Here is a 13,041-nt window from a genome sequence, read left to right on the forward strand (position 1 = left end):
CGGCGAGCGCCGTCAAGCATCCACACCGAATGAAGGAGGCAGGCCTCAGAGCGTTGCCCGGCCGGTGCGGAACCTTAACCCCGGACTCACCGAGCGTTCACCCGCGGAAGCCACAGTGGCTGCATGACTGATTTCCCGCGCCGTTCCCTCCTCAAAAGCTCCCTGGCCGCCCTCGCCGTTTCCGGCGGCATCACGGCCGCCGGGACCGCGCCCACGCAGGCTGCCCCGGCTGGCATCCCCCTCGTCCGCAAGCGACTCACCCTGCCCAGCGGCATCGCCAGCGGGGACGTCACCTCCTCTTCAGCCGTTCTCTGGTCCCGCGCCTCCGGGCAGGGCCGGATCACCGCCACCCTGCGCGCCGTTGACGACGCCGGCAACATCCTGCGCGGTCCCCTCGCCTTCAACCGGGTGCTGCGCGGGCCCTGGGCAACGGAGGCCAGCGACTTCACTGCCAAGATCCACGCGGACCGCCTCCCGGCCGGCACCCGTTTCGCTTACACCCTCGGTTTCGAGGACGACGGCGGCGCCCTCAGTGAGACGCAGCAGGGCACCTTCCGCACGGCACCGGGCAGCGGTGGAGGTACCTACGGCAGCGGCACCTCCGGCAGCGGTGCGGGGGCGGCGGCAGGCGGCGGCGCGCCGTCGTCGGGCACGCAAAGCTTCGTCTGGACCGGCGACACCGCCGGCCAGGGCTGGGGCATCAACCAGGACATCGGCGGGATGCGTGGCTACCAGGCCATGCACCAGACCCGCCCGGACTTCTTCATCCACTCGGGCGACACCATCTACGCGGACGGCCCCATCGCCGCCACAGTCACCGAAAAGGACGGGCAACTCTGGCGCAACATCGTCACCGAGGAAGTCTCCAAGGTGGCCGAAACCCTCAAGGAATTCCGCGGCCGGCACCGCTACAACTCGATGGACGCGAACATGCGGGCCCTGTTCGCCGACGTCCCGGTCATCGCCCAGTGGGACGACCACGAGACCCACAACAACTGGTACCCGGGCCAGATCATCGACGACGCGCGTTACACCGAGCGGAACGTCAACGTCCTCGCTGCGCGCGGCCGCCAGGCGTGGCAGGAGAACATGCCGATCTCGGACAGCGCCGCGCTCTGGCGTCCGGGAACGTTCGACGGCGGCAGCTACCAGCCCGCCCGCATCTACCGGAAGATCTCCCGCGGACCTCAGCTGGACGTCTTCTGCCTGGACATGCGCACCTTCAAATCCCCCAACACGGACGGCAAAGAACCGTACGCCACCCGTATCCTCGGCCAGGAACAGCTCGACTGGCTGATCCGTGAAGTCCGGAACTCCACGGCCACCTGGAAGGTCATCGCCGCGGACCTGCCGCTGGGCATCATCGTGCCGGACGGGCCGGTGAACCAGGAAAGCCTGTCCAACCGGGAGGACGGCGCGCCGCTGGGCCGGGAACTGGAAATCGCCGGCGTCCTCAGTGCCTTCAAGCGGCATGGGGTGAAGAACACCGTGTGGCTGACGGCGGACGTGCACTACTGCGCCGCGCACCACTACTCCCCGGAGCGGGCCGCGTTCACCGACTTCGATCCGTTCTGGGAGTTCGTGGCCGGGCCCATCAACGCCGGGTCCTTCGGCCCCAACGCGATGGATGGCACCTTCGGCCCCGAGGTGGTCTTCTCCAAGGCCGGCCGCTTCGCCGGCGAATCCCCGCGCGACGGCGAGAACCAGTACTTCGGGCACGTGGAACTTGGAACCGACGACACCTTCAACGTGAGCCTGCGCAACGCCAACGGTGCGGTGCTGTTCCGAAAGACCCTGACGCCGCAGCGCTGAGCCTCCCTTGGCCCAACCAACTGGCCGCAGATGTCGTTATGAGCGCTCAACACGTTTACTGCCAGTCAGTTGGGCGGGACGGGGCGGGCAGCACCCGGCGCCGAAGCGGGCGCCGTTGCCAAATTGCATCCTGCGACACGCTCGTTTTGGCTGCAGCCGGTGATAGTTTCCGGACATGGAGAAATGGCTCAGCGCCGAATTCCTGAAAAGCCTCCTGCACGGTCGCAGGGCAGTCGTCACCGCACTTGCGGCGGTGCTGGTGCTCGGCATGGTGGCCGCGGGCATCCTCGTGAGCGTCAACCGGCCCGCGCCACCCGCCGCAGCACCGTCGAGCCAAGGGTCGGAGCCCGGTATCACCGTGCCGCCCGGATCCCTGCTCAAAGCAGACCGGCCCACGCCGCCGCTGGCATTGCCAGACCTGCCTTCCGGACCAGTCAATGTCCTGGTGATCGGCAGCGACATCCGCGGCAACGCCAAGGAGGCCGCCAAGCAGGCGGCCGCCACCGGCGGGCAGGTGGACCAGCGTTCCGACACCATGATGCTCATGCACATCCCGGGCGATCGGCGGAAGGTCTACGGCATCTCGATCATGCGCGACCTCTGGGTGGACATCCCGGGCTACGGCGGTTCCAAGATCAACGCGAGCCTGCAGTTCGGCGGCCCTGCCTTGGTGGAGAAAACCATCGAGGGCCTGCTGCATACCAAGATCCAGTACACCGTGATGGTGGACTTCAACACCTTCAGGGACATCGTGGACGGCCTGGGCGGCATCGACGTGAACGTCCCCACCGACTTCACCGCCGCGGTGGACACCCAGCACCACTTCACCAAGGGCATCAACCACCTCAACGGCCAGCAGGCGCTGGAATTCGTCCGCGAGCGCCACGCGTTCCCGGACGGCGACTACCAGCGGGTGCGGAACCAGCAGGAGTTCATCCGCGCAGTCATGGCCAAGCTGCGCAACTCCGGAATCCTCAAGGACGCCGGAAAGACCCTCGCGTTCATCACCAAGGTGGCCCCCAAACTGATCCTCGACAACGGACTCGACGTCATGAAACTCGCGGGCCTGGCCTACGCGCTGCGCGGCATCGACCCGCGGACGGCGTCCTTCATGACCCTCCCGACGGCGGGAACCGGCACGTCGGCGGACGGCCAGTCGATCGTCGTGCCCGACTACGACGGCATCGCCCAGGTCGCCGACGCGCTGGCCAAGGACCGGCTTGGCCAGCTCCCCAAATAGCCGTCTCCCCCAGTAGCGAACGCCCGCCGTTTCGCCGCAGCTGCTCTATATATGCAGCTGCTCTATATATTGAGTCCATGACCCAGACTCCGCTCCAGAACACCACGGCCGTACCGCCTGTCGCCAAGAAGGTCCCGTCCACCCGGGAGCACCACGGGGACGTCTTCGTGGACAACTACGAGTGGCTGCGGGAGAAGGAATCCCCCGAGGTCGTGGAGCACCTCAAGGCCGAGAACGCCTACCAGGAAGCCGTGACGGCGCACCAGGAACCGCTGCGCGAGGCCATCTTCCAGGAGATCAAGGGGCGCACCCTGGAAACAGATCTTTCGGTGCCGGGCCGCAAGGACAGCTGGTGGTACTACACGCGCTCGGTGGAGGGCAAGGAGTACGGCATCCAGTGCCGCGTACGGGCGCAGGACTCCGGCGATCCGGTGGCCGACTGGACCCCGCCCGCCGTCGAGCCGGGCATCGACCTCCCGGGTGAGGAAATCCTGCTGGACGGCAACGCCGAAGCCGAGGGCAAACCGTTCTTCTCCGTGGGCGGCACCGCGGTGACCGTCGACGGAAACCTGTACGCCTACGCCGTGGACAACGCCGGCGACGAACGCTTCACGGTCCGCGTCAAGGACCTGCGCAGCGGCGGGCTCCTGCCGGACGTGATCGAGAACGCCTTCTACGGTCTGGCCTTCTCCCCCGACGGCACCCGGCTGTTCTACACCGTGGTGGACGACGCATGGCGGCCCTACCAGGTCAAGTCCCACGTGCTGGGTACGCCCGTGGAGCAGGACGAAGTGCTGTACCAGGAGGACGATCCGGCCATGTGGCTCGGCTTCGAGCTCTCCTCGGACCGCCGCCACTTGGTGCTGAGCATCGGCTGCTCCGAATTCAGCGAAACGCGCCTGCTGCGCTTTGACGCCTACGACGCCGGCCTCTCCACCGTGATTTCCCGCGACGAGCACCTGCTGTACGAGGCCGAGCCGTTCCTCCTGGAGGCCCTCGACGGCAGCAAGGCGGAAACCATTCTGCTCACGCACAACAAGGACGCCATCAACTCAATGGTCTCCGTGGCGGACCCGGCCGAATTCGCCAAGCCGCTCGCCGAACAGCACTGGCGCACCGTCGTCGGGCATTCCGACGACGTCCGCGTCAACGGCGCGGGTGTCACCGCCACGCACCTGCTCGTCTCGGTCCGGCAGGACACCATCGAGCGGGTCCAGGTGATCCCGCTCGCCGGCCTCGGCACCCCGGAGCAGGCCGCCGCAGTGGAGCCGGCCTTCGACGAAGAGCTCTACACCGCAGGGGTTTCCGGCTCGGACTACGAGGCCCCGGTGGTCCGCATGGGCTACACCTCCTATTTCACGCCGTCGCGGGTGTACGACTTCGTGCTCCCCACCGCGGACCAGCCGGAGGGCGAGCTGCTGCTGCGCAAGGAAAGCCCGGTGCTCGGCGGCTATTCCGCAAGCGACTACGTCGCCACCCGCGAATGGGCAACGGCCGACGACGGCACCCGGGTGCCGCTGTCGGTGCTGCGGCACGCCTCGGTCGCGCAGGATTCGACGGCGGCCGGCCTGGTGTACGGGTACGGGTCCTATGAGGTGAGCATGGATCCCGGCTTCGGCGTGGCGCGGCTGTCCCTTTTGGACCGCGGCATCGTGATGGTGATCGCGCATATCCGCGGCGGTGGCGAACTCGGCCGGCACTGGTACGAGGACGGCAAGAAGCTCAACAAGAAGAACACGTTCACGGACTTCGTGGCGGCCACGGACTGGCTGGCGGGATCGGGCTGGGTGGCACCGGGCCGGATCGCCGCGATGGGCGGCTCGGCGGGCGGCCTGCTGATGGGGGCCGTGGCCAACCTCGCCCCCGAAAAGTATGCGGCCGTGGTTGCGCAGGTACCGTTCGTGGACGCACTGACCACCATCCTGGACCCGGAGCTTCCGTTGTCCGCGCTGGAGTGGGAAGAGTGGGGCAACCCCATCACCGACCCCGAGGTGTACGCGTACATGAAGTCCTACAGCCCGTACGAGAACATCCGGGCTGCGGCGTACCCGAAGATTGCCGCGGTGACGTCCTTCAACGACACCCGCGTGCTCTACGTGGAACCGGCCAAGTGGGTGCAGGCGCTGCGCGAAACCACCACCGGCCCCGAACCCGTGGTGATGAAGATCGAGATGGACGGCGGGCACGGCGGGGCCTCCGGCAGGTACGTGCAATGGCGCGAACGGGCCTGGGACTATGCCTTCGTGGCAGATTCGCTGGGCGCCACCGAACTGCTGCCGGGCGCCGGGCTCAAGTAGCCAGTAGTCCCTTCTCTGTCGATTGCTCCGCAACTGCCGTTTGGCTGCCCGGAACGACAGTTGCGGAGCGATCGATGTTCAGCGCCGGCGCCATTCGGAGTCGAGCATCGCGTAGATCAGCTCCGTGGACCACTGGCCCTTGTAATGCCAGTTGTCCACGAGCGTCGCTTCCCGCCGCATGCCAAGCCTTTCGCAGATCCCGGCTGAGCCCGTGTTGAGCGCATCCAACTTGGCGTCGATGCGGTGGAACATCAGGGTCTCGAACCCCAGCCGCAGCACCGCCTCCGCCGCCTCCGTGGCGTAGCCGTGCCCGCGTCCTTCCGGTGCCATGATCCAGCCGATTTCGGCCTGGCCGGTGCCGGGAAGCCATTTGAGCACCACTTCGCCGATGAGCCCGGGGTGGTCCGCACGCTCGATGGCCAGGCAGATCCAGTCGCCTTCCTTCTCGAAGCTGAAGTTGGCGTAGCGGCCCAGGGCTTCCATGGCCTGGGTGAGGCTCAGTTCGGGCCGGAGCAGGAACCTCGCCGTCTCCGGCAAGGACTGGTAGGCGTGGAAACGCTCGAGGTCCCCGGCTTCGAAGCGGCGCAGCAGCAGCCGCTCGGTGCGGAGGGGCAAATCGATGCTTGGCATGCTCCGAGGCTACCCTTCCGGCCCACCCGGCCGTTGTGGCCCTTGACACTTCCGTCGATCTGGGATTACCTAATGAACATTCGGTAAATAAAACTGGAGGCAATGAGGCATGACCGAGACCGCGCTTTCCGCTGTTCAAGGACACGGTGCAGTGCAGCACCATCTGCTCAAGAACGACTATGCCTCCGAATGGATGGGACTCGAGGTCATCCGGCTCGACGACGGCCACGCCACGATCCGGATGACCTTGCGCAAGGAAATGCTCAACGGCTTCGGCATGGCCCACGGCGGAATGATCTTCGCCTTCGGTGACACCGCCTTCGCGCTGGCGTGCAACCCCGCCCGCCCCACGCCGTCGCAAGCCCGCAACATCACGGTGGCTTCCGGCGTCGACATCAACTTCCTGCAGCCCTCGTTCAAGGGCCAGGTGATCACCGCCGTCGCGAACCGCCGGGCGCACACCGGGCGCAGCGGTCTGTACGACGTGCAGATCTTTGCCGCGGACCCCGGCACCCTCGGCTCCCCCTCCGCGGACCCCAGCTCCGATGACCCCGCAGGCTACGGCGAACTCATCGCCGAGTTCCGTGGCCGCAGCCGCACCATCTCCAAGAAGTAGGCAGATATGACCCAGAACAGCCCCACCCTCAACGCCACCCAGCAGGATGCCCCGCTGGACCGCGAGGAGACCATGTCCCGCGACGAGCTCGAGGCCCTCCAGCTCAGCCGCCTGCAGCACACCGTGGCCTACGCCTACGAGCGCGTGCCACTGTACAAGCGCAAGTTCGACGACGCCGGCGTCCACCCCTCGGACCTGCGCGAACTGGGCGACCTGGGCAAGTTCCCTTGCACCACCAAGGAAGACCTGCGCCTCGAGTACCCCTTCGGCATGTTCGCCGTGCCCCAGAACGAGGTGGCCCGCATCCATGCCAGCTCCGGCACCACGGGCCGCCCCACCGTGGTGGGCTACACGAAGAACGACCTCGCCAACTGGGCAAGCCTGGTGGCCCGCTCGCTGCGCGCCTCCGGCGTGCGTCCCGGCATGAAGGTCCACAACGCCTACGGCTATGGCCTCTTCACCGGCGGCCTGGGCGCCCACGCCGGAGCCGAAGCGCTCGGCTGCACCGTCATCCCGATGTCCGGCGGCCAGACCGAGCGCCAGATCCAGCTCATCCAGGACTTCCAGCCCGACGCCATCCTGGCCACGCCCACCTACCTGCTGACCATCGCGGACGCCATGGCCCACATGGGGATCGACCCGGCCTCCACTTCCCTCAAGTACGCCGTGCTGGGCGCCGAGCCGTGGACCGAGGAGATGCGCCACGAACTCGAAACCACCATGAACATCAAGGCCTGCGACATCTACGGCCTTTCGGAAGTCATGGGCCCCGGCGTCGCAGGCGAGGCCGTGGAAACCCAGGACGGTTCGCACATCTGGGAGGACCACTTCCGCCCCGAGATCATCGACCCCTTCGACCCCGGGCGCGGCCCTGCCTCAGTGCTGGGCGACGGCGAACCCGGCGAACTGGTCTTCACCTCGCTCACCAAGGAAGCGCTGCCGATCATCCGCTACCGCACCAAGGACCTCACCCGCCTGCTGCCCGGTACCGCACGCCCGGCGCACCGCCGCATGGGGCGCATCACCGGCCGCAGCGACGACATGATCATCCTGCGCGGGGTGAACCTGTTCCCCTCACAGATCGAGGAAATCGCCCTGCGCATTCCGGAGCTGAGCCCGCACTTCCAGTTGGAAATCACCCGCCCCGAGGGCAAGCGGATGGACACCCTCACCGTGAAGATCGAACGGCGCGAAGGCGTCTCACCCGAGGGCGGCACGACGGCGGGCCACGCCTTGCGCGAGCAGATCAAGATCCATGTGGGTTCTTCGTGCGTGATCGACGTCGTCGAACCGGGCTCGCTGGAACGCTCGAACGGCAAGCTGCGCCGGATCTACGATCTGCGGCCCAAGGGCTGACCACAGCAGGGAACCGGGCACCACAGCGAACTGCGCGCCACCGGGCGCAATCTAAACGGTCAGGGAACCGGACATGGGAAAATAGCGGACATGCCGAAGGAAACAGCAACAGCAAGCAAGCGCGGGCGGCCGGGCTACGACCAGCAGTCGGTGCTGCGCATCGCGGTCGACGTCTTCAACCGCCACGGCTACGATGCCACTTCCATGGGCATCCTGGCCGAGAACCTCGGCATTTCCAAGTCGGCGATCTACCACCACGTGCCGTCGAAGGGCGAGCTGCTCAAGCTCGCCCTCGACCACGCCCTGGGCGGCCTGGAAGCGATCCTGGAACAGCCGGAAGCCACCTCCGGTGCCGCCGATGCCCGGCTGGAGTTCGTGCTGCGGCAGACCATCTCGGTCCTCGTGGAACGGCTTCCTTTCGTCACCCTGCTGCTGCGCCTGCGTGGCAATACGGAGATCGAGCGGAACGCCCTCGAGCGGCGCCGCGCCTTCGACCACAAGGTAGCCGCGCTGATTTCGGACGCCCGCGAGGAAGGCTCGCTGCGCCAGGACATCGATCCGCGCACGGTCACCCGGCTGCTGTTCGGCACCATCAACTCGATCGTGGAGTGGTACAAGCCGGGCGGTTCACTTTCCCCGCAGCGCCTGGCCGACGACGTCATCACCATGGCCTTCGACGGCCTGCACGCCTCGGTCCCGGGAAACCTCCAACCACGTTAATTGCACAATGCGCGCCATGTTGCACTATATACAACTGGCTTTCCCACTGCTACGGTCTGTTTTCATACCGAAACAGAAGGGAATATCGCATGACTCGTGGTACCCGCTTCACTGCAGCCGGCGCGGCACTTGCCGGCATCCTCGCTATGACTTCCTGCGCGGCACCCGCCGCAGGCCCGGCACCGGAGGCCAGCACAACGGCGTCGGCCTCCTGCCGACAACTGGACACCAAACTCGAGTGGCCGCAGGGCGTCCGGGAGAAGCTCCAGGCCGCCATTGACGCGCACAGCAACTGCACCGGAACATTCAAGGGCGGCGAGGCACCGGTGGCCATCTTCGACTGGGACAATACCGTCGTCAAGAACGACATCGGCTACGGCACCAACTTCTGGATGTTGCGGAACAACAAGGTCCTGCAGCCGGAGAACAAGGACTGGAAAACCACCAACCGCTACCTCACCGACACCGCTGCCAAGGCACTGAGCACCGCCTGCGGTACCGCAACACCGGCCGGGAAGCCGCTTGACACCGCAAAGAACACCGCCTGCGCGGACGAAATCCTGGCCATCCTTGACGACAAGACGCGCGCCGGTGAGGAAGCCTTCGAAGGCTTCAATGCCCGCCGCCTCACCGGAGCCTATGCCTGGGGGACGGCGTTGTCCGCGGGCTACAGCGAAGAAGAACTCGGCCAGTTCGCTACGGCGATGAAGCAGGAGAACCTGGCAGCGCCCGTAGGCACCATGCAGAAGGTCGGCACCCAGAAGGTGGACGGCTACATCCGCATCTACCCGCAGATCAAGGACCTCATCGGCACCCTCCAGGCCCACGGCGTGGTGCCGTGGGTGGTGTCCGCCTCGCCGGAACCCGTGGTCAAGGCCTGGTCCGGTGAGGTCGGCGTCGACGCGGCGCACGTCGTCGGCGTCCGCAGTGTGTACCGGAACGGCCTGCAGACCACGCATCTCAAGGGGTGCGGCGGCGTGCCCGATGGTGAAGACTCCGTGATGACGTACAAGGACGGCAAGCGTTGTTGGGCCAACCAGGAGATCTTCGGTGTCGACGGCCCGGCAGCTTTCAAACAGCTTCCCGCAGAGAAGCGGCAGATCCTCGCGGCCGGCGACTCCGGCACCGATGTGACCTTCGTGGGGGACGCGACGGAAGCGCGCCTGGTGGTCAACCGGAACAACACCGAACTGATGTGCCGTGCCTACGACAACGAGGGCGGAAAGTGGCTCATCACGCCGATGTTCATCGACCCCAAGCCGCAGCGCAGTGAAGCCTACCCCTGCTCCACCAAGGGCTTCACCACCCCGGAGAACGGCAAGGAGGCAATCACCCGGCCGGACGGCAGCGTGATCCCCGACCAGGTGGACAGCGTCCACTGAGCCGGACCCCGAACCGCCAGGTTCGCCCGGCTAGCCGTTCGGACCTGGCGTTCAGGACAGGCCCGCCGCCTAGACCTGGTACTCCACGTCGTACACGCCCACCTTTTCCGCGACGCTCAATGGCTCGTGGATGCAGAGGATGTTGTGCTCGGTGTCCATGAACCACGCGCAGCGCTCGTCGTCCGTCGTGCAGATGTGGTGGTCGGTTTTCAGATCCGGCTCATCGTAGTCCTGGAACCGGACGCCTTTGGATTCCATCTCGTCGACGGCACGCTCAATATCGCGGACCTCGAAGCTCAGGGTGGTGTGCTCCGAATGCACACCGTCCTTGACCGGCATCAACTGCAACATGTGACCGCCGTCCAGGCCGAACAGATCGTTTCCATCCCAGGTCATGCCGTGGTGCGGGAGTCCGAGTTTCTCAGCATAGAAGCTGCGGGCGCGGGCTGGATCATCGACGGGCAGGATGGTTGTGGCTGTGTTGAGGGCAAGAATCATGATCGCCACCTCCTACGGGCAAGATTTTACGCCCGGAGGTGTACAAAAGAACTGTGAGCTGGACAGACAAGGTCCCGGACTGGCTGCCGCCCGTCGGCAGGCCCATGCGAAGCCCCCGCCAAGGCAGGGGCCTGATGATCACAGGCCTCCTGTTCCTGGTGGGGTTCTTCGTTTTCGCCATCGTCATGAGCGCGACGGGCGGGCGGCACACCCTGTACAGCCTCATCCCCGTGCTGCTCGGCGTGCCCCTGTTGATCGCCGGATTGATCCGGCGAAACAACGCCCTGGGCCCCAGGGATCCGGACAGGTAGGAGGGGGCCCGGCATGCCCGAGCAGCGGTGGCCGGGCATGCCGGGACCGGCCTTTACTTCGCCACGAGCGTCAGGACGTCATAGGTGGCCACGGTCTCGTCGCGCTGGTTCGTCAGGACCGCGTCCCAGGCCACCTCGCCGTATTCGTCGGTCTCACGCGGCGTGATCTTCTTGGCCGTGAGGACCACCCGGAAGGAGTCCCCTGCGGCCAGTGGCGTGGTGAAGCGCAGGTTTTCCAGGCCATAGTTGGCCAGCACGGGGCCCGGCGCCGGTTCCACGAAAAGCCCGGCGGCCCAGCTGAGCTGCAGGTAGCCATGCGCCACAATGCCCGGGAAGAAGGGGTTGGCCGCGGCGGCTTCCTCGTTGGTGTGGGCGTAGAAGGTGTCTCCGGTGCTGTTGGCGAAGGCGGTGATGTCCTCCAGCGTCACCTGGCGCAGCTCCGAGCGGAAGGCATCGCCGATCCGCAGATCGGCCAGGGACTTGCGGAAGGGGTGTACGCCTTCGCTTTCCAGGGTGAAGTTCCGGTCCGCACCGCTGTGCCAGACGCCGGTGACGGCGGTCAGCATATTGGGCGATCCCTGGATGGCAGTACGCTGCATGTGGTGCAGCACGGAGCGGATGCCGCCCAGTTCCTCGCCGCCGCCGGCACGTCCCGGACCGCCGTGCACCAAGTGCGGCACAGGCGAGCCGTGGCCCGTGGAGGTGCGGGCATCCTCGCGGTTGAGCATGAGGACGCGGCCGTGGTGAGCGGCGATCCCGGTCACCAGGGTCCGGGCGACCTCGGAGTCATTGGTGCAGACCGTGGCCACCAGCGAGCCGCGGCCGAGGGCCGCGAGGCGGACTGCGTCGTCCAGGTCGCGGTACCCGATCACCGAGGACACCGGGCCGAAGGCCTCCCGGGCGTGGACTTCCTGCGCGTCGGCGTCGGTCCAGCTCAGGAGCAGCGGCGACATGAACGCGCCACCGTCCACCACGCCCACGCTGCCGTCCGCGCGGGCGACCGACGGCGAATCGAGCGTGCCGTACGCGAGCTCGCCGCCGGCGTCGAGCATGGATTGCACGGCTGCCCGGACGTCGGCCAGCTGCTCAAGGGAGGCGAGCGCCCCCATGGTGACGCCCTCGGCGCGCGGGTCGCCGAGCACCACGCGCTCGTTGATCCGGGCACCGACCGCGGCCACGACCTCGGACACGAGGTCCTGCGGCACGATGGTGCGGCGGATCGAGGTGCATTTCTGCCCGGCCTTGACGGTCATTTCCGTGACGACGGACTTGATGAAGGCGTCGAATTCGGGCGTCCCGGGAACGGCATCCGGGCCGAGGATGGCCGCGTTCAGCGAGTCGGTCTCGGAGGTGAAGCGCACGCCGCCGGTGACGACGTTGGGGTGCGACTTCAGGGAGTTGGCCGTGGACGCCGAGCCGGTGAAGGCCATGAGGTCGCGGTAGTCGAGTTCATCCAGCAGGGTGCGGGCCGGGCCGGAGACAAGCTGCAGGGAGCCTTCCGGCAGGATGCCGGATTCGACGATGGCGCGCACCACGGCGGCCGCCAGGTAGCCCGAGGGCGTGGCCGGCTTGGCGATGGTGGGCACGCCGGCCAGGAACGCCGGCGCGAACTTTTCGAGCATGCCCCAGACCGGGAAGTTGAAGGCGTTGATCTGCGCGGCAACGCCGGGGATACGGGTGTAGATGTGTTCGCCGGCGAAGGAGCCGTCCTTGGACAGCACCTCCATGGGCCCGTCCACCACCACCTGCGAGTTGGGCAGTTCGCGGCGGCCCTTCGAGCCGAAGGTGAACAGGACGCCGATGCCGCCGTCGATGTCGATCATCGAGTCGATCCGGGTGGCGCCGGTCTTGAAGGAGACCTCATAGAACTCTTCGCGCAGGGCGTTGAGGTGCTGGGCGAGTTCCTTCAGCTTCAGCGCGCGCTGGTGGAAGGTGAGCCTGCCCAGTTCGCGCTGGCCTACCGTGCGGCCATAGTCGACGACGGCGGCCAGGTCCAGGCCTTCGGTACTTACCTTCGCGAGCACCTCGCCGGTGCTCGCGTCCCGGACGGGGACACCCTCCGCTGCGGCGGCGGGCGCCCACCAGACCCCTTGGACGAAACTGGGAACGGTCTGCACTGCCGTTACTTCCGGGGCGACTGCGGTACTGGTCATCGTCGACGGGTCCTTCCAAGGCCTGG

Annotated in this window: 11 protein-coding genes; 8 read left to right on the forward strand and 3 right to left on the reverse strand. The window is 66.8% G+C overall.

What is annotated here, in order from left to right; translation table 11 throughout:
* Positions 1 to 123: 123 nt before the first annotated feature.
* The 3 genes from DWV11_RS03750 to DWV11_RS03760 all read left to right on the forward strand — a co-directional run bounded on the left by DWV11_RS03750 (position 124) and on the right by DWV11_RS03760 (position 5,349).
* Positions 124 to 1,812 carry an alkaline phosphatase D family protein gene (locus DWV11_RS03750; RefSeq protein ID WP_115787552.1) on the forward strand — a complete coding sequence of 563 codons (1,689 nt, stop codon included), beginning with the start codon at positions 124 to 126 and terminating at the stop codon, positions 1,810 to 1,812.
* A 175-nt stretch (positions 1,813 to 1,987) separates the two neighbouring features.
* Positions 1,988 to 3,052, forward strand: coding sequence for an LCP family protein (locus DWV11_RS03755; protein ID WP_115787553.1), 1,065 nt, complete (start codon positions 1,988 to 1,990; stop codon positions 3,050 to 3,052).
* Between the two features lie 77 nt (positions 3,053 to 3,129).
* Entirely contained in the window at positions 3,130 to 5,349 is a 2,220-nt protein-coding gene (locus DWV11_RS03760; protein ID WP_115787554.1) for a S9 family peptidase, read from the forward strand.
* Positions 5,350 to 5,427: 78 nt separating this feature from the next.
* On the opposite strand, the gene DWV11_RS03765 is transcribed toward DWV11_RS03760, so the two are convergent.
* The gene (locus tag DWV11_RS03765) at positions 5,428 to 5,979 is read right to left on the reverse strand and encodes a GNAT family N-acetyltransferase (protein WP_115787555.1); all 552 of its coding nucleotides are present in this window, start codon (positions 5,977 to 5,979) and stop codon (positions 5,428 to 5,430) included.
* Between the two features lie 109 nt (positions 5,980 to 6,088).
* Between DWV11_RS03765 and DWV11_RS03770 the strand changes: the two genes are divergently transcribed.
* The 4 genes from DWV11_RS03770 to DWV11_RS03785 all read left to right on the forward strand — a co-directional run bounded on the left by DWV11_RS03770 (position 6,089) and on the right by DWV11_RS03785 (position 10,053).
* On the forward strand, positions 6,089 to 6,595 hold the full coding sequence (locus DWV11_RS03770; protein WP_115787556.1) for a hotdog fold thioesterase: 507 nt from the start codon (positions 6,089 to 6,091) through the stop codon (positions 6,593 to 6,595).
* Positions 6,596 to 6,601: 6 nt separating this feature from the next.
* A complete protein-coding gene (gene paaK / locus DWV11_RS03775; RefSeq protein WP_115787557.1) occupies positions 6,602 to 7,951 on the forward strand; it encodes a phenylacetate--CoA ligase PaaK in 1,350 nt (449 codons plus the stop codon).
* A 90-nt stretch (positions 7,952 to 8,041) separates the two neighbouring features.
* Positions 8,042 to 8,671: a TetR/AcrR family transcriptional regulator gene (locus tag DWV11_RS03780; RefSeq protein WP_115787558.1), complete on the forward strand. Its 630-nt coding sequence runs from the start codon at positions 8,042 to 8,044 to the stop codon at positions 8,669 to 8,671.
* A gap of 89 nt (positions 8,672 to 8,760) precedes the next feature.
* Positions 8,761 to 10,053 (forward strand): haloacid dehalogenase-like hydrolase, encoded by a 1,293-nt coding sequence (locus DWV11_RS03785; protein WP_210725659.1) that lies wholly within the window; start codon positions 8,761 to 8,763, stop codon positions 10,051 to 10,053.
* A 69-nt stretch (positions 10,054 to 10,122) separates the two neighbouring features.
* Here the strand turns inward: DWV11_RS03785 and DWV11_RS03790 are convergent, their stop codons facing one another.
* Positions 10,123 to 10,551 (reverse strand): VOC family protein, encoded by a 429-nt coding sequence (locus tag DWV11_RS03790; RefSeq protein ID WP_115787559.1) that lies wholly within the window; start codon positions 10,549 to 10,551, stop codon positions 10,123 to 10,125.
* A 53-nt stretch (positions 10,552 to 10,604) separates the two neighbouring features.
* Here DWV11_RS03790 and DWV11_RS19910 point away from each other — a divergent pair, with 53 nt between their 5' ends.
* Positions 10,605 to 10,862 (forward strand): hypothetical protein, encoded by a 258-nt coding sequence (locus DWV11_RS19910; protein ID WP_136017876.1) that lies wholly within the window; start codon positions 10,605 to 10,607, stop codon positions 10,860 to 10,862.
* Positions 10,863 to 10,915: 53 nt separating this feature from the next.
* On the opposite strand, the gene paaZ is transcribed toward DWV11_RS19910, so the two are convergent.
* Entirely contained in the window at positions 10,916 to 13,015 is a 2,100-nt protein-coding gene (gene paaZ / locus DWV11_RS03795; protein ID WP_115787560.1) for a phenylacetic acid degradation bifunctional protein PaaZ, read from the reverse strand.
* Between the last annotated feature and the right edge of the window lie 26 nt (positions 13,016 to 13,041).

This window comes from Arthrobacter silvisoli, from assembly GCF_003369445.1.
GTDB classification, from domain to species: Bacteria; Actinomycetota; Actinomycetes; order Actinomycetales; family Micrococcaceae; genus Arthrobacter; species Arthrobacter silvisoli.